20 protein-coding genes are annotated in these 20,300 nt (G+C 64.9%); 14 read left to right on the plus strand and 6 right to left on the minus strand.

All coding sequences use genetic code 11. The features are described 5' to 3' along the window. The 6 genes from ASC95_RS27855 to ASC95_RS30245 all read right to left on the minus strand — a co-directional run bounded on the left by ASC95_RS27855 (position 1) and on the right by ASC95_RS30245 (position 8,729). The gene (locus tag ASC95_RS27855; RefSeq protein WP_162250865.1) at positions 1-2,325 is read right to left on the minus strand and encodes a S9 family peptidase; all 2,325 of its coding nucleotides are present in this window, start codon (positions 2,323-2,325) and stop codon (positions 1-3) included. A gap of 114 nt (positions 2,326-2,439) precedes the next feature. After that, a complete protein-coding gene (locus ASC95_RS27860; protein ID WP_082568206.1) occupies positions 2,440-5,460 on the minus strand; it encodes a TonB-dependent receptor plug domain-containing protein in 3,021 nt (1,006 codons plus the stop codon). 99 nt (positions 5,461-5,559) lie between these two features. Next, positions 5,560-6,627 carry a FecR domain-containing protein gene (locus ASC95_RS27865; protein WP_235538076.1) on the minus strand — a complete coding sequence of 356 codons (1,068 nt, stop codon included), beginning with the start codon at positions 6,625-6,627 and terminating at the stop codon, positions 5,560-5,562. After that, the gene (locus ASC95_RS27870) at positions 6,624-7,109 is read right to left on the minus strand and encodes an RNA polymerase sigma factor (RefSeq protein WP_057300959.1); all 486 of its coding nucleotides are present in this window, start codon (positions 7,107-7,109) and stop codon (positions 6,624-6,626) included. The genes ASC95_RS27865 and ASC95_RS27870 overlap by 4 nt, the downstream gene beginning before the upstream one ends. Positions 7,110-7,560: 451 nt before the next feature. Next, a complete protein-coding gene (locus ASC95_RS27880; RefSeq protein WP_057300961.1) occupies positions 7,561-7,884 on the minus strand; it encodes a helix-turn-helix domain-containing protein in 324 nt (107 codons plus the stop codon). Between the two features lie 569 nt (positions 7,885-8,453). Continuing rightward, positions 8,454-8,729 carry a helix-turn-helix domain-containing protein gene (locus tag ASC95_RS30245; protein ID WP_157256543.1) on the minus strand — a complete coding sequence of 92 codons (276 nt, stop codon included), beginning with the start codon at positions 8,727-8,729 and terminating at the stop codon, positions 8,454-8,456. A gap of 119 nt (positions 8,730-8,848) precedes the next feature. On the opposite strand from ASC95_RS30245, the gene ASC95_RS27890 reads away from it, so the two are divergent. The 14 genes from ASC95_RS27890 (at position 8,849) to ASC95_RS27955 (ending at position 20,295) form a co-directional block, all read left to right on the plus strand. Further along, a complete protein-coding gene (locus ASC95_RS27890) occupies positions 8,849-9,466 on the plus strand; it encodes a hypothetical protein (RefSeq protein ID WP_057300963.1) in 618 nt (205 codons plus the stop codon). Next, entirely contained in the window at positions 9,448-9,942 is a 495-nt protein-coding gene (locus ASC95_RS27895) for an RNA polymerase sigma factor (protein WP_057300964.1), read from the plus strand. Before ASC95_RS27890 ends, ASC95_RS27895 begins: the two co-directional genes overlap by 19 nt. 324 nt (positions 9,943-10,266) lie before the next feature. Further along, entirely contained in the window at positions 10,267-10,779 is a 513-nt protein-coding gene (locus ASC95_RS27900; RefSeq protein WP_057300965.1) for a hypothetical protein, read from the plus strand. Positions 10,780-10,991: 212 nt separating this feature from the next. Next, positions 10,992-12,098 (plus strand): PEP-CTERM sorting domain-containing protein, encoded by a 1,107-nt coding sequence (locus ASC95_RS27905; protein WP_057300966.1) that lies wholly within the window; start codon positions 10,992-10,994, stop codon positions 12,096-12,098. 466 nt (positions 12,099-12,564) lie between these two features. Further along, the gene (locus ASC95_RS30995; protein WP_157256544.1) at positions 12,565-13,005 is read left to right on the plus strand and encodes a hypothetical protein; all 441 of its coding nucleotides are present in this window, start codon (positions 12,565-12,567) and stop codon (positions 13,003-13,005) included. A 49-nt stretch (positions 13,006-13,054) separates the two neighbouring features. Continuing rightward, entirely contained in the window at positions 13,055-13,759 is a 705-nt protein-coding gene (locus tag ASC95_RS27915; RefSeq protein WP_162250866.1) for an autoinducer binding domain-containing protein, read from the plus strand. A 110-nt stretch (positions 13,760-13,869) separates the two neighbouring features. Then, entirely contained in the window at positions 13,870-14,427 is a 558-nt protein-coding gene (locus ASC95_RS27920) for a hypothetical protein (protein ID WP_057300969.1), read from the plus strand. 9 nt (positions 14,428-14,436) lie between these two features. Further along, positions 14,437-14,955 (plus strand): lytic transglycosylase domain-containing protein, encoded by a 519-nt coding sequence (locus ASC95_RS27925; protein ID WP_057300970.1) that lies wholly within the window; start codon positions 14,437-14,439, stop codon positions 14,953-14,955. Next, positions 14,952-15,242, plus strand: a complete 291-nt coding sequence (locus ASC95_RS27930) for a TrbC/VirB2 family protein (RefSeq protein WP_057300971.1) — start codon at positions 14,952-14,954, stop codon at positions 15,240-15,242. Before ASC95_RS27925 ends, ASC95_RS27930 begins: the two co-directional genes overlap by 4 nt. A 15-nt stretch (positions 15,243-15,257) precedes the next feature. Next, positions 15,258-15,590, plus strand: coding sequence for a type IV secretion system protein VirB3 (locus tag ASC95_RS27935; RefSeq protein WP_057300972.1), 333 nt, complete (start codon positions 15,258-15,260; stop codon positions 15,588-15,590). Between the two features lie 76 nt (positions 15,591-15,666). Then, entirely contained in the window at positions 15,667-18,078 is a 2,412-nt protein-coding gene (locus tag ASC95_RS27940) for a VirB4 family type IV secretion/conjugal transfer ATPase (protein ID WP_235538077.1), read from the plus strand. Then, positions 18,075-18,482 carry a hypothetical protein gene (locus ASC95_RS27945; RefSeq protein ID WP_057300974.1) on the plus strand — a complete coding sequence of 136 codons (408 nt, stop codon included), beginning with the start codon at positions 18,075-18,077 and terminating at the stop codon, positions 18,480-18,482. The genes ASC95_RS27940 and ASC95_RS27945 overlap by 4 nt, the downstream gene beginning before the upstream one ends. 12 nt (positions 18,483-18,494) lie before the next feature. After that, positions 18,495-19,574, plus strand: coding sequence for a type IV secretion system protein (locus tag ASC95_RS27950; RefSeq protein WP_057300975.1), 1,080 nt, complete (start codon positions 18,495-18,497; stop codon positions 19,572-19,574). Between the two features lie 25 nt (positions 19,575-19,599). After that, positions 19,600-20,295, plus strand: coding sequence for a type IV secretion system protein (locus tag ASC95_RS27955; protein WP_057300976.1), 696 nt, complete (start codon positions 19,600-19,602; stop codon positions 20,293-20,295). Positions 20,296-20,300 lie beyond the last annotated feature (5 nt).

Here is a 20,300-nt window from a genome sequence, read left to right on the forward strand (position 1 = left end):
CTATCCCCGGCTGGGTTCGCGAGCGCACCGGGGCGTGGCGTCGACCTGCGCCTTCATCTTCTCCATCTGGTGCCAGCCGTCGTACTGCGCCTTCAGCGATGCCGGCGTCTCGGCCGCCAGGATCGGGACGGTCCGCTCCTCCCCCTTGAGCCAGAAGCGGTACCAGTCGACGTTGCCCTGCAGGGAGAGCATCCTTTCGCTGGGCAGAGCCAGCGAATGGGCACCGCCCGGGATCAGCACCATTTCCACCGGCTTGTACTGGCGGCGCAGCAGCGCGTAGATGTCGTAGTTGCCATAGACAGGCACGCCATAGGACTCGATGCGCAGGGCGGCGCGCACGCAGTCGGTGTTCAGCGAGGGGTCGTTGCGCACCCATTCGTCCCGGGTCGGCCCGAACGGCAGGCCGCGGTTCATGTCCTCCATCTGCCGCCACGCTTCAACGCCGTACGCCACCGAGAACTGAAACAGCGTGTTGGTGTCGCCATCCGCCAGCGTCGCGGCACGGATGGCCAGATCGGAGAAGGTGACGAGGTTGAGGGTGGTCTCGCCCGTGGTGCTGAATCCGATGATGCCGACCCGGTCAGGGTCGACCAGCCCGTCACGGACCAGCGCGTCGACGGCGCCACGCACGCCTTCGTAAAACTGGGTCAGCTTCGCCTGGTTATCGCTACCGGGGTCCCTGCCCTTGCCGGGCTGCAGCCCCATGGCCAGGACCAGGATGCCCTCGCGAACGAAGGCGCGGCCCGGGTAGGCGCTCGTGAAGCCGAAGTTGAAGTTCGGTCCGTCCAGGTAGAAAGCCTCGGGATCGAAGAAATAGGTCTGGATCACCAGTGGTCGCCTGCCCTGCGGGGTCGCGTCTTTCGGCGCCAACAACCCGCCGGCCCAGTCCCGCCCCCTGGCATCGCGCCAAGCGTAGGGCTTCATGACGCCCCAGGTTGTCGTGCTGAACTGGGGGTTCAATCGGGTCAGGCGCACCGCCTGTCCGGCCGGCCCGTTCGCGACGACATCTGGGGGCTCGTTCAAGGATTGCTGCAACCGCAATGACCAGGCCGCGGCGGCGCCCTCCACTTTCCCGGCGTCGGCCACTTCGCGCCAGCCGCTCGCATCGCGCCGCTGGAACCTCCGACGCCGTTCACCGTCGACGACGACAAAACCGTCGGCCGTGGGCTCGGCCGCCTTGACCCGGCCGTCCATGCGCGCAACCACCTGCCAGCGTCCGCTGTCCGGCCAGTACTCGATCACATGGGACGCTGCCGAGTCATTGCCGCTCGTCTTGGGCAGATGGGTCCCCGCGAGGATCACGGATGCGCCGCCGCCCTGCCACAGCCTGTCCGTGCGGCCCTGGAACCACCCTGGCAGCGCATCGTCCGGCGCGTCCACGACGGTCTGCTCACGGCCGTCCTCCAGCCGCCAGGCCGTCATTCGGCGGGCTGTCTTGACGAGTGCCCCGGAGTAGTACCGCAAGGGGTCGGCCAGCAGTGCCGGGGCATACCGGTCGACGACCTCGGCCAGCAAGGGGTAGTCCCGGCTCCAGGCGAGCGTGCGTTCGGGTTCGAAGCGGGGCAGCAGCGCCCAGCGACCGTCCGGGGCGATGCTGACCTGCGGCTTTGCGAAGTTCGCTTCGAAGAACGGCTCTCCGAGCGGCCGGGGCTTTGCCGTCGTCCCGAGGTCGGCAACATAGAAGCGGTACTTGCGCAGCTGCGACTGCAAGCGCTGCTGGCCCCACTTGACCGTCCAGAACGACTGGTTGCCGATGACGATGCTGCGCGCGCCCGTCGTCATGGGCGGATTGGGCACCTGCACGGCGTAGACCATGCGGCGCCCATCCTTCGATACATCGAAGGAAACGACGGGCGCGGCCTCGTGCGTCAACGGTGTCAAGGTTCGGGTCCGCAGGTCGAACCGATATGCCTGGTTGACGGCGGCGCCGATCCGGCCCGTGAACACCAGCGTGTTTGCATCGAGCCAGCGGACACGCTGGACGGCCTGGTCGCCGTCATAGGGATCCTCGGCCGCATCGAAGGAGAACACAGCTTGCGGTGCGGGCGGGTCATCGCCGCTGAGCGCATCAGGCTGCAGGGACAACAGCAGGATCTCGTAGCGGTTCGAGTCGGTCGCCATGTTGGCCCGGCGCACGACGATGAACGCGCGGGTGCCGTACGGCGAGATCTGCCGGCGGATCTCGGCAGGCTCCTTGCCTTCGGGCTGGACGATCCGCGTGAACGCGACGATGTCGCGCACCGATGGGCCTGCGGCGGCTGCCGCGCATGCAGGCGGCAGCGGCCCAAGGAACGCGCACACCGCTGTGAGCCAGGGAAGACGCATGATTAAGTTTCAGCAAGCGCGCTGCCTACCGCCCAAGCTGGGCGGGGAGCGCAGGTCAATGGGACGCCTGCGGCCGCAGGCCTGTCGGCAGCGCTGGTAAGCGCTGGCAGCGCTCTACCAGTCGAGCGTCAGACGCGCAGAGACGTAGCGGCCGCGCCAGTCCGCCTGCGTGACGTCGAAATTCGGGGCACCCGGCACGAACTGCGGTTCACGATCCGCGAGGTTCGTGACGCTGACCCCGAACGTCGCCGCCCGAAAGCCGGGCAGCAGCTCCGGCCAGAGTTTCTTCAGGTTCAGGCTGCCAGCCAGGTCGTGGATCCAGTAGTTGCCCAGTCGCCGCTCGCTGGTGCCCGCGTCCTTGTAGTTGCCGAGATAGCGGCTCGTCAGCCCGAGATTCCAGGTGGCGGCGTCCAGTCCCACGGACAGGCGCCCTTTCCAGCGTGGCGCCCAGAAGTCGATGAATCGACGTCCGAGGCGATCCACGACCGGCGCGCCAGGCGTCAGTTGAACCCGGTACTCGTTCACCCGGGTCGCCCCGGCCGCAACCGTCGCACGGCCGGCGGACGTCGTCCAGGCGTAAGCTGCGTCGACGTCGGTTCCGGCCGTATCGAGGCGGCCGTAATTCACCTCGGCGGCCTTGATGCTCGTGACCACGCCAGGCAGACCGTTGGCGGCGGGCCCACGCGTCACGAAGGTCGGAAACGCACTCTCGTAGTTCAGCGCCGACTGGGGCGCCAGAAGCGCGATCATCGAGCGGACCCTCAGTTGCCAGTGGCTCGCGCTCAGTCGCGTGCCAAGACCCCCTTCCGGCTCCCACACGGCGCCGATGCCGCGGGCCTGGCCGCGCTCGGGCTTCAATTCCTTGTTCGTCGTGCGCACCAGCGAGCCCGAGGTGATGGCCTCACCACCGCGTGCCGGATCGACGAGGCCATAGAACGAGGCGTCGTCGACAAGGTCGCTGACGTTGGTCTGCAAGAGCGTCGGCGGCTTGAACGAGCCCGCCGCCGAGCCTCGGATCAGTAGGTTGCGTGTGGGGCGCACCTCGAGTCCGCCTTGAAAGGTGTTCGCCGAGCCGAAATCGCTGTAGGTGTCGCGGCGCGCCGCCAGCGTCAGGGCGGCCAGGTTCCAGGTGACGCGCCCTTCCTCGCGACCGGCCAGCAGCGGCACGCGGGCTTCGCCGTATGCGGCGGAACTGCGGCGGTTGCCATGGATTTCGGACTGGCCGGGAACGGACATGTCGTACCAGTCGCGTGCGGCCTCCGCGCCGACGACGACGTCCACCGGGCCCGCCCACAACTGGCCCACGCTGCCGCGCACGATGGCACTGGCCTGATCCTTGCGCCCCCGGTCGCGGCGGATCGTGTCTGCCAAGATGCCGCGCAGCACCTCATCGGTCGCCGCCTTGCCTGCCGTGAAAGGGTTGAAGGCGGTCGCCGGGTTCTGGGAGGCCAGCGCAGCGGCCAGGGCGGTCGCGTTCACCGAGTCGTTGCGCGACAACGAGCTGCCATGGTCGCTGCTCGTCGAAACCGCCAGCTCAGCGTCCCAGTCCTCGCCGAGCTGGCCCTTGAGGCCCGCCAGCGCTCGCGTGAATCTGCCCTGTCGCAGGAGCCCCTGAATGCCACTGTCGTTGCCCAACACCGACGAAACGCGGACGTCGACGCCGAACGGATTGAAGAGGTTGGCCGCCGGCACCTTGACGCTGGCCAGCGTCACGCCGTAGCTTGGTGCTTCCGTGCGGTCCTTGACGAACATGGCTTCGCCAAACGCGGACCAGCTGCCCGACAGGCGATGCTCCGCGAGCGAATGCAGGGCGAACGTCTGCGTACCGTGGATCAGCGCAGCGCCTCCACCCGTTGCGTAGCGGTTGCAGAGGTTGCGCATGCCCGCGGTGGCCTGGTAGTCAGCGAGCGTCGGTGTCTGACCCGATGCCAGCCGGGGAATCCCCGCGACGCTGGCGCCCAGGCCCGGCAGGTTGCCGCTGATGCTGCTCACGTTGCCCGGCGCGCAGTAAGGCTGGCGCTCATCTGCGCCGCCGATGGCCCTGAAGTCCACGTTCGCGAACCGCGAGCGCTCCACCATGGTCAGCGGCGTCGAGCGGCTGAACGACCCGAGCAGCAGATAGCTGCCATCGGCGTCGCGTCCTCCTGTGGCGATCGAGACGCTGCCATCACGAAAGCCCCGGCCTGTGCCCAGCCGTGCGGCCAGGGAAGACCCGTCGATGGACTTCTTCAGCACGATATTGACCACACCGGCCAGTGCATCGCCGCCATACACGGCGGACGATCCTGACGGCACCACTTCGACCCGCTCAATCGCAGCCAATGGGATCAGGTTCAGGTTGAAGACGCTGCCGGTCGATGAACCCACGGCCTCCAGCTTGCGCCCGTTGACCAAGACCAAGGTGGACCCCAGCGGCATGCCGCGCAACTGCACCGTGCCCTGCCCGAGGGTGCGGCTGAACCCGCCTTCGCCCGCGGAAGCAGAGACCTCGTTGAGCCCGGCCAGGAAGCGTTGCAGGTTGGGCTGGCCGCTGCGTTCGATGTCTCGGGCCGTGTAGACATTCACCGGGGCAGGACCTTCGGCGTCGACGCGCCGCAGTCGCGATCCGGTGACTTCCACCCGCGTGATCTGGTAAACCGATTCGCTGTTGGGCGGTTGTGCGCCGACGTCGGTGTCGCCCGGCCCGGCGCCGCCATCGGCAGCGCCCGCGCGGACCGACGCCGGCGCGCTGGCGGACCCGGGCGATGCGGGGATCGCGGGAACCGTCGTGGCTGAAGGACCCGCAGGGACCGCCTTCTGTGCCGCCAACGACCGCACGACCACGGCGCCATCCGGCGTGACGTGCACCTCCAGATCGGCGCCGGCCACCGCTGCGGTGATGGCCTCGACGCCGGACAGGCGACCGGAAACAGGCTTGGCCAACCGCCCCGCGACGATGCGCGGATCGAAGAGCACGGACGTGCTCGTCTGTCGACCGATCGCGCGCAGCGCGTCGCCCAGGTCCTGCGACGGCTGCTCGATCACGTAGCGCGCAGCCGGACTCGGCTCGGCCGCACTCGCCAGTCCGCAATCCAGCAGCAGCGAGATCGCCAAAGGAAAAGGTAGCCAGCGCGCGCGAAAGCCGATGGTGCCCATCGTGTCGAAGTTTCCAAACATCTCGGTCCCTTGTTTTGTTGTCGAAGGAGTGACAACGAGATGACGGGGTTGTCGAGAGTCTTTTAGGCAGTGCTTTCTCTAGCGAACGTTTTCGAGTTCCAAACGTCCGCCCGTTTCATGCACGGCAAGGCCGTGCAAAGCCGCGACAGCGCGCGCGAACTTGGCGCTGTCGCCCGTTCGGAATACCCCGCTGACGCGCAGGCCGGCTGCTGGGAGGCTACCCAATAGCACCACCGGCGTTCGGTTATATCGGTTCATTTCGTTCACGGCCTCGTCGAGCGGTGCGTCCTGGAACACGGCCTCGCTGCGCTTCCAGGCCATCGCCTGTTCAACGTTCGGCCGGTCGACGCTGGCGATCACGGAACCTCGGCCGCCGTTGGCGCCGTTGTCGATCCGCAGCCGGTCCCCGGGTTGCAGGGTCACGAGCTTTGCGGGCGCTAGTCCTTCTGCATTCAGTTCCTTGGCGGGCTGCACGGTCACCTGGCCCTCGATGAGCGTCACGGCCAGCGCCTTCGCCTTCTTGCGCAAATCGACGAACTTGACCGCGAAAGCCGTGCCGACTGCGACGACCTCGCTGCCGGCCACACGGACGACGAAGGGCCGGGACGCATCCTTCGCCACTTCGAACAGCGCCTCGCCGCCATCGACATCGACGGTGCGCCGGTCCGGGTGCATGCGCACTTGCACATGCGTGTCGGTATTGAGCAGCATGCGCGTGCCGTCTTCCAGCACGACCGACCGCTGCTCGCCAATCGCGGTGGTGTAGCTGCCTTGCCGGTTCCAGTCCTGAAGCTGCAAAACGCCGGCGGCCAACACCACCGCCAGAACTCCCGCGCTCGCCCAGCGCCACGTCGAGCCGCGCGAGACGTGGCGCTCTTTGTTTTGACGCTCTGCCGCCACGGCGGCATACGCGTCCGCCACCTTCACGCGTGGTATCTCCATCCAGACATCCGTGCAGCGGCCAAAGGCCTCGCGATGGGCAGACGAGCGCGCCTGCCAAGCCTGGAACTCACGTTCCATGGCCGGGTCTCGGTCTGGCCCGTGCAGGCGGGCGACCCAAAGCGCCGCCTCGGCGGCGATCTCGCGCGTCACCGGCGGCGCGGTAGGGCCGCCGCGGTCCGGTTTGCCCGAAGGGACACCGTTCACGGGTACCAGCCTTCCATCCTTCCCGCGATCAGCAGCACCGCCTTGGCAATGTGCTTGTGCACGGTGGTGATGCTGATGCCATGCCGGCGCGCGATCTCCTGATAGCTCAGCCCATCGATGCGATGGGCCAGCAGGATCTGTCGGGTCTGGCCGCTCAACAGCGAGATGCACTCGCTCAGCCGCGCCAGTCGTTCCCGCCCGAGCAGCTCGTCCTCGACGCCGGGCCGGCCGTCGATCAGCACCAGATCCTCCAGCGTCACCTGCTCGCCGCGCGTTGCGCTCAGGCGGTGGGCATCGATTGACAGGTTGATGGCGGCTCTCATCAAGAAGGCCTCGGGTTGCTCTACGGTGTTGTCGCGCTCATAGCAGGCCAATCGTATCCAGGCCTCCTGCACGAGGTCGTCCGCATCATGCTCCGACCGGCCCCGCCGCATCAGCGCAGATTTGACCTTCGAGAATACCCTTTGCCAGTCGATGCTCATGGCAATCCCCTCACGCCCATGCCGTCATGCGCGCCCCGCCGCCCTGGGGCGGGGCGTGCCTGGTGGCCGTTGGATCGGCATCCCGCAAAGCCTGCGCCGCCGCGTGATCGCGGCCGAGCCGGCGGTCAGCGCGCTCGAGCGCTGCCACGACGAATTCGTACCAAGCAGCCTGGGAAATGAAGGGACCATGTCGAAGGATTGCTCACGTCAGTTGCCCACGCACTTCAGCGGCTTTGCAGTCTGCCGCTCGGACCAGTTCACGCAGTTCGGGGTGCAGCGCATAAAGCGGCTGGCAGCGCGACAGCGCCTCGGCCCATAACTGTACGACCGATGGGCATTTCTACCAAGGCTGGAGAGGTGGAAGCGAGGACGGGCCTTACATGTCGGCGGCTGTGCTTAAAGCGCGAAGAGTCGCCAACGGCGAGCAAACGGACCTGGTGAAAACGTCGAGCTAGTCCGGCTTTTGCAAAGCGGCGAGGGCCTGCCGTCTCATGGACTTAGGCGCTCGATGGAACTCCAGGATCATCTGCGCCATCTCGTCCGTATCGCAGTAGAGGAACGCGACCGGAACCTGCAGCACTTCTGCCAAGCGCATAGCAATTTGAAAGTCGGGCGCGTGCACGCCTTGCTCGTAGCGGTTGATCCTGGTCGACGCCACGAACTCATCCAACCCGGCCTTTATTCCCAACTGCTTCTGGCTCAGACCAAGGGCGAGCCTCGCCTCCTTCAGGCGCTTGCTCCAAACATCCGATGTGCCCTCATTTGTAGTCGCCATCTTGCTACGAGAGTCGTAGCTTTTGTAGAATGCGACTACTACGACTTTCGTAGCTACCCTCTGTAGCGCGCTGCTCCCACACCGGGGGCGGCGGTTTGGATCTGAGTCGGCAAGCTTGGAGGCCTATGTCCTACTTCTTCTTGGAATCCAACCAATGGTTTAGCAGCGCGCTCCGCTGCCGGTACCTGGTTGTCCGGTTCGGCAAGCTTCACGTTCCGATGATTGAAAACGGTTCTGCCAGGGCTTCCGTATGGCGCTGGGCACCCGGGTTCTTTGCGGACGGCCGGTCTAAGGTAGTCGGGGCGTGGCAAGACGTCCACGCTTGGGCGGCCAAGCGGATGGCCACAGATCTTCACGAGGAAGGCGTCGAGCTCATCCGGACCGTCTTGGGTGACGACCCCGTTGGCGATGTGCTGGCAAGCTTGCGGTCCAAGGCCGGCAGAAGCAGCGCGACTGCGCTCAATGAGTCCGGCGCCGCGGGACGGCATCTGCAGGACCACATGCTTCCCGTGGCGACGAGTCAGGCTCGGCTAGCTGAGCGAGCCGCAGCAGCTGATTCAGAGATGCGGTCAGCGCTTGCCGCCGCGTGTGCCATCCGGGGGCTTGAGGAGACACCAAGGTGCGGTACCAAGTGCTAAAGCCAATCGCTCAATATTGGCTAGCGATACGTTCCAGCGTGAACGTTCCACGGCAGACACGTAGGTGCGATCAAGCTCGCTTTCGATCGCCAGATCTTCCTGCGACCAATCCCTCTGAACGCGTAAGAGCCGAACGTTGTAGGCCAGCACCCCTCGGACGTCGTCGGGAGAGGGCAGTTCATCTGGCGGCTTGGGCTTCGCTGACATGCCGCCAGCGTGCCGATGTGCTAGATTTGCATCTACGGAGTTTGCTTCACATATTGCGTCAGCACCGCGTATGCGGTCCGCGGCAAGTCAGTTCGAGTTGATGAACTAAGGAGCCATCCATGTCTAACTTCTTCTGGGAATCCAATCGATGGTTTGGCGGCGCGCTCTGCTGCCGGTACCTCGTTGTCCGGTTCGGGAAGCTGCGGATCCCCATGCTGGAAAACGGTACCGCCAAGGCGTCCGAATGGCACTGGGCGCTCGGGTTCTTTGCGGACGGCCGGTCCAAGGTGATCGGGGCGTGGCAGGACGACTGCGCTGAGACGCCCGGGAGGATCGCCATGGATCTGCACGAGAGAGGCATCGAGCGCATCCGGGCCGTCTTGGCTGACGACCCCGTTGTCGATGCTATGGCGAGCTTGCGGCCTAAGGCCGGCAGAAGCAGCGCGACTGCGCTCGTTGAGTCCGGCGCCTTCGGCCCCCGCATGCAACGTGCGATCCGATGGACCGACGCCGCGGGACGGCACCTTCAGGATCGCGTGGGGCGCGTGGCCAAGTGCCAAGCCCCTTTTGCTGATCAAGTCACAGCTGCTGACTTCATCGCCCAGGCATTCCAGAGAGCCGATCGCGACCTGTTGCATGACCGTTGGAATCGCAAGCGTCTGGCGCCATTCGGTCAAGACGCTTTTGTTGCTTCTTTGGCAGGCGCCGCCGGATCGCCATGTCGGTCCGGCTCCTGAAGAACTGTCAGGAGGTCCTGGCAACGGTGCGCAGTGCATTGCGCCGTCGCGGGCGTACCGAGAACGAGGCAGAGGACCTGGTTCAGGAAGCGTGGTTACGCCTGGCTTGCTATGAAGACGAAAGGCAGCCTGTCGAGCAACCCGAAGCCTTTCTGATGCGAACGGCGCTGAATCTGTCGATCGACGCCCACCGCATGACCTCGAGTCGCGGCGAGCATGTATTGATCGAGAACGTCGTGCTGATCGACACCGCCCCGTCCGCCGAGGCCGTGTTGCTGGCCCGAGAACGCATGGCTCGTTTGGCCGCCGGGCTGAGTCGTTTGAGCGAAAGAACCCGTGACGTCTTCCTGGCGTATCGAATCGACGGGCTTGCCTACAGCGAGATCGCCAAGATCCACGGCATCAGCATCGCGACCGTGCACCAGCACATTGCCAAGGCGACGCTGCGACTGACCAGCTGGATGGAAGGTTGGTAGTCGTGCAAACGCGAGACGGCACCGGAACGCCGAAGGCGTGCGACAAGTCGCCGCTCGTGAGTCAGGAAAGTCCTGGCAGAAGCGGCCGTATGGATGGCCCGATTGCATGATCCCGGTCAGTCGCAGGCGATATCGCGCGATTGCCGGCCTGGCAGGCGCTCTGCCGGGCATCGTCCGGCCTTCGAACATTGCACGGACACATGGCGGGACGTTGCCGGTGTCCAGCGCCAGCGAGCTGGCGGACGAGTCTCGACGGTCGGCGGTCTGCAAGCGAGCCTTCGATGCCAAGCGCATGGGGCCGCGCGCCGACGCGACAATCAGGTGATGCTCCGATTGGTCGACAGCATCAACGCCAAGGTGCAAGCCTTCCGTGGCGTGGTGGAGCCCCAGTCGCCAGCGCCCAAGCCCGCCGCAAAGGTCGGCGCCGCAAACAAGCCCCCCGCTGCGCCGGCGCGCGATGACGTTCGCGCCACCTTCGACAAGCTGCTGAGTGCCGGGCAATTGCTTGACAGCGCCAAGTTCCAGGAGCGTGCTGGCATCACCCGACAGGCCTTGAGCAAGGCCGTTGCAAGCCGGCGCATGTTCTATCTCGAGGTAGGTGGCATTCGCGCCTACCCGGCCTTCTATCTGGACGATTCGCTGGAGCGCTCACAGGTCGAGGCCGTAACGAAGCTGCTGGGCGACCTCTCGGGCGGCAGCAAGTGGCTGTTCTTCACGACGGCAAAGGGCTCGTTGGCCAAGCCCGACTCGGGCCGCGCTCGCACGCCCCTCCAAGCTTTGGTGGATGGCGACTTCCAGAAGGTGAAGCAGACCGCCACCGGTTACGCGGAACGCTGACGCATGGCGACCCGGTTGCTACCGAACTGCACGCCTCACAAGAGGACTGCTCGAGTTGGCCGCGGCGGCAGGCGGCGTTCGGCTCTTGGCGCTAGGCGCTCTTCTTGCTCAGGTGCTCGTGCCCACGCAGCTTCGGGGATACTGCCAACTCGTTGGATCGTGCTCTGTCATCGCCGATCCTTCGCCTTCAATCGTTATTCAGGGAGAACCCCATGAGGGTCCAAACACTCGGGCTGGCTGCAGCCATTGCGGGATTGTTTTCAAGTCCGGTCTTTGCAGAGGCCTACACGGTCGTGAAGCTGGCAACGCTCGGCGGGATATATACCTACGGCACGGGTATCAACAGCGCAGGCCAGATTACCGGCTACTCGGCCACGACAGGCAACTGGGCCGACCGCGCTTACATCACTAGCGCCGATGGCGCGTCGGTGACGGACCTCGGAACCCTCGGTGGTGTATCGAGCGTAGGCGTCGGCATCAACGACGTTGGGCAGGTGGTGGGCTATTCGACACAGCTCAGGTCCTCGAACGGTCACGCCTTCGTGACCGGCCCGAACGGGGCGGGCATGACAGATCTGGGGACCTTCGGAGGGACCAGCAGCCATGCCTATGCAATCAATGGAAGTGGCCAGGTGGTGGGTTGGGCAGACACTGTCACCGCCGTCCATGCATTCATCACAGGCCCGAACGGCGTGACCTTGACAGACCTCGGTACGCTCGGCGGTTCGGGTAGCTATTCGATCGCGATGGCCGTCAACGAAAGCGGTCAGGTGGCCGGTTACTCCGAAAATGCAGACGCGAGGCGGCATGCCTTCGTCACGGGCGCGAACGGCTCCGGAATGACGGATCTCGGCACGCTAGGCGGGAGCTACAGCTATGCCTATGGCATCAACGACAGCGGCTGGGTAGTCGGTGAGGCATATACGCAGGGAAATCAGGCGGTTCGCGCCTTCATCAGCGGTGCAAATGGTGCAGCCATGCTCGACCTTGGCGCGCTCGGTGGTTCATTCAGTGCTGCCAGGGACATCAACAACAGCGGAAACGTGGTGGGTCACGCCTATACCGCTGGAAACCTGGAGCAGCATGCCTTCGTCACCGGTACCAATGGCCTGGGCATGACGGATATCAATTCGCTCGTGTCTCTCAGTCCGGGGGTCTATTTGAGAGATGCCTATGGCATCAACGATGCAGGACAGATCATTGCAACTGGCTCGGACGGCCAGGCATATTTCTTGAGCCCGGTGCCAGAGCCTGGCAGCTACGCATTGCTGCTCGCGGGCATCGCGATCGTCGGCGCAAAGGTGCGGCGAAAGAGCTGAGCGCCGGCGTTCAGGTTGAAAACGGCCACTGCGCGGCGGTCCACCGCATGACGCAGTTGGCCGTGGGGGTTTCGTCCATTCCGATCCAATGCGCAGGTGGCGGACGACGCCCGTGAGCGTGCGCAAATGACTCGAATTTTGAAACCAGCCGTAACCGTGAAGTTGGGCGCGACGACGTGGACGTTTGAAGGACGGATTTTTTCGCATCTCAATACCGGGGGAAACCCTGCGCCCTCCGGAGCCGCGGAACATAACGGCCAAACCGTTCGGTAGTCAGGTCCACTTCGATCGTCTTCGAAGGCACTTGAAAGCCGAACGAAACTCGGTCGACATCTAACTCGCCAAATACACGGTCTGGACAAGCATTGCGCGACGGTCTGCAATGCGCCCCGGGGCTGCAACCCACTCGCCTTCGCAAGTCGTCCCATCGAGCGACAGCGGGTTTGAGATGTCACCGGGAGCCAAGATGGAATCGTCAATTCAAGTCGGCGCTGGCGAGGAGCCGACGCTTCAAGTCAAGGCGCAGGGCGCTGCCCGCCAACAGGACCCGATCGACGGGCCGGCGAGAAAGTTGGGCGCCAAGCGTTCAGCGCTGCAACAACGACGGCATCGGCAGGCCCTGCCGACATGGCACGGGGGAGTTACCGGCTGCGCCAGCTGGGCCGGCGCGCAATTGCTCGTGTCCTCTGACGGCGCCCTCCAGTTCGCGATCCATCGCGTGTCCGCCGGCCTGATGATCGAGAAGCGGCTCTGCAGTCCATCTGGTCCGCGAACTGCACAGACGCTGTTCTTTCGCGATGCGGCCGGGTTCGATCGTTGGTGCGAGCTGGAACCCGTCCGGTTCGAGGACCCGTTGCTGCACGGCAAACTGTGCAGGCAAGGCCATGAAGTCCTGGGCAGACGCTGAGCTGCCTGGCTGCGCGACGCTGGTGGACGCGCGGGGATCTGGCGCCAAGATGCTCAACCTCCTGGCTGGCTTCAACAGCGCCGACAACGCCGAGCTGGCCGTGGAGCGGTTCCACGACGCACTCGAACTGATCGGTGCCGATGCCGGCGTCTTCCTCAGTGCGATCCGTGACGACGCCGCTCGCACCTCGTACCGGTCGCTTCTTGCCTGCGATCCAGTCTGGGCCATCGAGTACGCCAGGCTTGGATGGCATGAACATGACCCGTGGCTACGGCACGCCCTTGACAACGAAGATCCCGTACGAGACACCGAGCTGAAGCTGATGCCTCGCGAGCAGGAGTTCGTGCAAACCGCAGCGAAGTACGGATTCGCGACCGCGCTGGTGGTTCCGGCGCCCAGCAGCGCAGGAACGTCACGGGTCGGCGTCCTGTGCCTGGGTTCCAGCCGCCCTGGCTTCTTTGACGGCGACGCCTATCCGCAGCTCCGCATCGTCGCGACGATGCTCGCGATGGAGTTGCACCGATGGATGCGTCGCGCCGCCGCCAAGGAGCTGCAGGCAAAGGCGCGCATCAGGCCTGACGACATCCAGCTGCTCAGGCATGAGCAGGCCGGGCACACCAGCAAGGTCATCGCACAAGACCTGAACGTTGCACCTCAAACGGTGGACACCCGCTTCCATCGTCTTTGTACGCGGCTGGACGTGCCCGACCGTCGCAGTGCTGCAAGGGTTGCCCGGCTCTACGGCCTGCTGTGAGCCTTGATCGCCAGTGAAAGATCCGCCCCCCGAATCTGGCACAAGCACATGAGGGTTCGGCGCCTAGATTGATCTCAACGCTCGAAAGAGCTGCAACGAGAACACCAGGCATGAACACCCTTCACCCTTCACAAGTGGCCGGCGAGTCGCCATGCGCGCAAATGCCGTGCGGCACGCGGTCACTGGTCGGTGCGCTCGTCCTGAGCCTGTCATTCGGCGCCGCCGGCCCGGCAGAAGCGGCGGATGGATGCACCGTGCTGCTGTGCCTGGCCGCGCCGAGCTGGCGCGCGATTGCGCAGTGCGTGCCGCCGGTTCGGGAAGTGCTGCGCGACCTGGCGCGTGGCAAACCGTTCCCGACCTGCGCGATGGCAGGTGCGGGCAATTCGGCCAGCCACGACTGGGCCACGGCGCCCGGGCTTTGCCCGCCGCAGTACACGCAAGTGCATGAGGGCCCCAATGGGCCGGTTTACACCTGCGACTTCAGCGGCGCCATCTCTGTCACGGTGCAGGGCATGCCGTTCTCCCGCACGTGGTGGTCAACAGGTGGCGACGCGGTGACTGAGTTCAGTCCCGGCGCCAAGGCCCAGCTCGGGATTTGGGACACCCGCTTCGATGACGACTACGCGACCTGGTTGGCCAGACGCTCCTCGATCGGGCTGCAGTACTGAGCGCACGCCATGGACGCCACTCACTTTGCTTCTCTGGCGGCGACGTGCGCCCCAGCCATCCATGTGCAGACGGCCACCGCCCTCGTTCACGTGGAGAGCGCATTCAATCCGTGGGCGATCGGGGTGGTCGGTGGATCGTTGCAACGCCAGCCCCGCAGCCGTGGCGAGGCGCTCGCCACGGCGCGCGCGTTGCAGGCAGCAGGTTGGAACTTCAGCATCGGACTGGGCCAGATCAGTGTCCGCAACCTCGAGCGCCTGGGCCTGACCCTCGAAACCGCGTTCGAGCCGTGCACCAACCTGCGCGCGATGCAAGTGGTCCTTTGCGAGTGCTTCACCCGTGCCGACACCACCGTCGCCCGATCGAAACAGCAGGCGCTTCGCTCTGCCCTGTCCTGCTACTACAGCGGCAACTTCATGACGGGCTTCAAGCACGGCTACGTCGCCCGGGTCGTGGCGGCGGCGGCGGCCCAGCCACCTGTTCCCTGGCCTCTCGACTTCCCCACCACCCTTTCAAAGGAGAACCCATGAGCCGCTTCATTCAGGTCAAGCACGCCCTCACAGTGCTCGCCGTCCAACTCGCCCTGGTCGCCCGGTCTCCCGCCGTCGCCGCCGGCTTCGACAAGATCAACGACACCGTCGTCAACGTCAACACCATCCTGGTGACCATCTCCGTCTCCGTGGTGAGCATCGCGATCCTCTGGGCCGGATTCAAGATGATCTTCCAGGGCGCGCGCCTGACAGACGTGGCCAACGTGTTGGTCGGTGGCACGCTGGTCGGTGGTGCGGGTGCCATGGCGGCCTACATCGTCAGCTGAGCCGGAGCTGATGCCATGCAAGGCGAAGCAATCTACAAGGGCGCCACGCGCCCGGCGATGAAGCTCGGCATCCCGCTCGTGCCGCTCGTGGTGCTGTTTGGCACCGGCATGCTGCTGGTGCTCTGGGGCGGCATCTTGTTGAGTTGGTGGATCGCGCTGGGGGTCGTCCTGGCTTTCGTTCCCGCGCTGCTGTGGATGCGTCTGGCCACCGCGAAAGACGACCAGCGTTTTCGCCAGATGTTCATCGCGATGAAGCTGCGGCTGCACGACAGCAACCGGCGCTTCTGGCACGCGCGCAGCTATGCGCCCACTCTGTACCGAGGAGCCCGCGATGCTTGGCATGTTTGATCGCGCCCTGAGCGCCTGTGCTGGCAGCCGAGTCGGCCAAAGCGAGTGCCGTCCTCGGTACTGGACGCAGGCCCGGATGGAGAACCCGCTGGCCCGCTTCATTCCGTTCTCCTCGCTCGTCAGTGCGCATGACGTGATCACGCGGGGAGGCGACTACCTGCGCGTATGGCGCCTCGCCGGCGTGCCGTTCGAATGCGCCGACGATCACTTGATCGTTGAGCGGCACGAGGCACTGTGCAGTCTCTTGCGCAACCTCTCCGGCGGCGAATGGGCGGTGTGGACGCATCGGCTGCACCGCGTCATCCACGACCGCCTTCGGCATCCGGCGCAACCCGGCTTTGCGCGAGATCTGGCCGTGGCCTATCAAGCCAGACTCGACGATCACCGGATGATGAGCAACGAGCTGTACCTGACACTGGTCTATCGGCCCAACGTCTCGCGGCTCAGCCGCGCCCTGCAATCGACGCAGCGCACCCACGCCATGATCGCCGCAGCTCAGGGCAACGCGCTGCGAGTCATGGAAGAGCGCAGCGCGTTGGTGGAACGGGTACTGCGTGGGTTCGGACCGCAATTGCTCGGCGCTCGGGACCGCGGTGGCCGGTCGTATTCCGAAGTGGCCGAGTTCCTGGGCTACCTGGTCAACGGCTGCTGGCGGTCGATCCCGATGACGCCGGGGCCACTGTACCGTACGCTGCCGACGACGCGGCTTTCCTTTGGCGGCGACAAACTCGAATTGCGTCAGGGCAACCGGCGCCGTTACGCGGCCCTGGTCGACATCAAGGAGTATGCCGACGCCGTGGAGCCGGGCATCCTGAACGCCCTGCTCTACGAGGCCAGCGAATTCATCGAGACGCAGAGTTTCTCGATCATGCCGCGCCGCGACGCGATGCATGCGTTGGAGCTGCAGCGCGACCAGCTGATCGCCAGCGATGACGTGGTTGCAAGCCAGGTCGCGGAGATGGACGTCGCGCTCAATGAGCTCGGCGACGGCCAGTTCTGCATGGGCGAGTACCACTACAGCCTTCTGGTCTTTGGCGACGAAGGGCCGGATGGTGTGGGCAACGCCGGCCGCCGGGCGGCGTCAGCCATCGGTGCGATTGGCGAGGCTTCCAGCCTGCAGATGTCGCCTGTGGACCTGGTCGCAGACGCTGCCTGGTTTGCGCAGATGCCGGGGAACTGGCAGTGGCGGCCGCGGGACGCCAAGCTCTCCTCGCGGGCGTTCGCGGCACTGGCGAGCGGCCACAACTTCGCCCGCGGCAAGCGCAACGGCAACCCCTGGGGCGAGGCCCTGGCCCTGCTGCGCACGCCCTCGGGCCAGCCGTTCTATCTGAACCTGCACAGCAGTCCCGAAGGGGAAGACTCGTCGGACAAGAAGTTGCCGGGCAACACGCTGATCATCGGCTCGACCGGTGTGGGCAAGACGACGCTGGAGATGTTCCTGCTGGCGCTCACGCGCAAGTGGGACCCGGCACCTCGCCTCGTGCTCTTCGACCTGGACCGCGGCTGCGAGATCGCCATACGCGCACTGGGTGGGCGCTACTTCACCCTTGAAGCCGGCAAGCCCACGGGCTGCAACCCGTTTCAGCACGAACCGACACCGTCGCGCATCCAGTTCTGGGAGCAGCTGATCCGGACCTGCATCGCCACGGTTGCCATACCGCTGCTCCCGGCGGACGAGCGCGCCATCGCGGACGCCGTCAAGGCGGTGGCGATGATGCCGGCGCCGCTGCGCCGCTTCTCGACCGTGCGGCAGAACTTGCCCAAGACGGGCGAGAACAGCCTGTTCGAGCGACTCGGGCGCTGGTGCCAGGGCGGTGCGCTGGGCTGGGTCTTCGACCAGGCCGATGACCGCTTGCTGGACTTGCATGCGACCCCGGTCATCGCCTTTGACACTACCGAGTTCCTGGACCTTCCCGAGGTTCGCACACCGGTGATTATGTATCTGCTGCAGGTGATGGAAGAGCTCGTCAACGGCGAGCGGCTGATCTACGTGATCTCGGAGTTCTGGAAGGCGCTCGACCACGAGATCTTCAGCGACTTCGCCAAGCAAAAGCAGAAGACGATTCGCAAGCAGAACGGCCTGGGCATCTTCGACACGCAGAGCCCGTCGGACGTGCTGCGCCATCCGATCGGCCGCACGATGGTCGAGCAAAGCGTGACCAAGATCTTCCTCGCCAACCCGGAGGCGGTGCGCGACGAGTACGTCGACGGCTTCGGCCTGACGCACGCCGAGTTCGACATCGTCCGCAGCCTCGGCGCGCAAGGCGGCCGGCGCTTCCTCGTCAAGCAGGGACACGCCAGTGCGATATGCGAGCTGGACCTCGCCGGCCTGGAGGACTTCGTCACCGTGCTCTCGGCCACCACTGACAACGTCGCCCTGCTCGATGCCGTGCGCACCCAGCATGGTGACGATCCATCCGATTGGCTCCCTGTCTTCCTTGGCAAGGTCAAGGATCGCAGGAGTCGCAACGCAAGGAGAGCCGCATGAAAGCTGTTCGTCATTTCCTGGCGGTGAGTGCTCTTGCACTCGGGGCAACTGCCGCCAGCGCCCAGTTCGTGAAGGGCAACGAGGCCGTCAAGGTGATGCCGGATGGGACGAGGAAGGTGGAGACACCGCCGACCAAAGGGGCGCTGCTTGCGAAGCCATGCAGAGCAGAGAACCCCGGGTGCACAGCGAGCGGTTGGCAGATGGTTGAGACCCAGGAAGGGCTTCGCGAGTGCACCGAGATCTACGCGAGGCCGGGGACCTGTCGCCGATCAACCTACGGCACGGAGAAGCGGTTTCGGCTGTGGATCGTATTGGTGAGGGGTGAATGGATGCATTGCCAGTTCCCTGACATCACCAGCAAGTGCGTCAGCACGAAGGCTTTGCCATACGGCGCCGTTCAGTGAGAGGTGAGAAATATGTTTACTTGGGTCGGATCACAGTTCGATGGCGTACTAAACACCTACGTGCTCGGCGTTGTCTCGTCGCTCATGACTGGCATTGCACCTGTCGCCCTGACAGCAATGACGCTGTGGGTCACGTTGTACGGATGGGCGGTGCTGCGCAATGAAGTTTCTGAAACCCTGCCGATCTTCTTGTGGAACACATTCAAGATCGGCCTCGTTCTGGCTTTCGCATTGCAGTCTGGCTTCTACATCAGCAATGTGGCTGACACTGCAAACGCGCTTGCGACAGGCGTCGCCACGACATTCCTGCCGTCGGTTGCCAATCCGGCAACGATCACAACTCCGTACGTCATTCTTGACGCCTTCAACGACAAGGCCAGCCAACTCGTGCTGGACCTGTTGAAGGAAGCAGGGATCACGCGACTCGACTTGCTATTTGCTGCGGTCGTGACAGCGTTCGGCAACGTGGTCTTTCTGTGCATCGCACTTTTTGTGGTCACGCTTGCCAAGGTCTTTCTGACCTTTGTGATCGCGGTAGGACCGCTCTTCATCTTGTGCTTGGCATGGCGTCCCGCGGCACGCTTCTTCGACAGCTGGCTGTCGATGGTTCTCAATGCCGTTGTGCTGACTTGGTTTAGCTTCTTCGCGCTCGGGCTAAGCGCCTCCATGGGGCAGACATTGGTAAACGTCATTCAGTCTGAGGGCGGCTTCCTCGGCCCAGCCTTCAACGTTGTTGGCGAGAGCTTGAAGTACTGCGTTGTGATGATCCTCATGGCCATCATCTGTTTCCAGGCGCCAAGCCTTGCGTCTGCGCTCACCGGCGGCACGGCAGTGCAGCAGGGCGTCCAGATGATCCAGAACGCCATCAGGATCTCTCACGCACGTTCGTGGTCTCGTGGACCCGGCGCTGGTAATGCCGGCGCTGCAGGCGGGGTCGCGCGAGCCGGCACCGGCCTGCCGTACGCGGCTGGGCACGGTGCAGGGACTGCGACCGCAGCTGCCGGTCGTGCTGCCGGCGCGGCAGTCCGCCAGGGCTACGGCGCGGTCCGAACCGCGGCCTACAAGCTCGCCGCGTTGCGTGGTCGGGCGTGATCTTCAACCGGCAAGGAGTGTTGCCATGCACATCTGTCTCAAGCTTGCTCTTTTGGTCCTTGTCGTCCTCGGTTCGGGCGGAGCGCGGGCGCAAGGCATACCGGTCATCGACGTTGCGAACCTGGTCCAGGCGATCCAGCAGGTGATCGACGGCATCACCCAGGTCAACAACCAGGTGCAGCAGATCGCCCAGTTGCAGAGCCAGCTCAACAGCATCAACGGCGTGCGCAACCTGGGTGACATCTTCAACAACCCGCTGTTGAAGAACTACGTGCCGGCCGAGGCTTACACCCAACTCAACGCCGTCAACGCGTCCGGATACTCGGGGCTGAACGCGACGGCCCGGGCACTGCGCGACGCGGGCATGGTCTACAACTGCATGGATCTGGTCGGCAGCGCCCGGACCCTCTGTCAGGCCTCGCTGGCCCAGCCTTACCAGCACAAGGGCCTGCTGCAAGACGCCATGAAGTCGGCGGCTGGCCGCCTGGCGCAGATCCAGTCGCTGATGGGCCAGATCAACGCGACCACCGACCAGAAAGCGGTGCAGGAGATTCAAGCCCGCATTGGCGCCGAGAACGCACTGCTGGCGCATGAGATGTCCCAGGTACAGATGCTGCAGGGCATGGCCGACAGCGAGGAGCGCATCGCGCGTTCGCGTGAGCGGGAGCGCCAGTACGAGATGCTCAATCGCCCAGGCCAGGTCGCCACCTACCTGCACTGAGAGCC

It is taken from the genome of Pelomonas sp. Root1217 (genome assembly GCF_001425705.1).
In the GTDB taxonomy this organism is placed as follows: domain Bacteria; phylum Pseudomonadota; class Gammaproteobacteria; order Burkholderiales; family Burkholderiaceae_C; genus Pelomonas.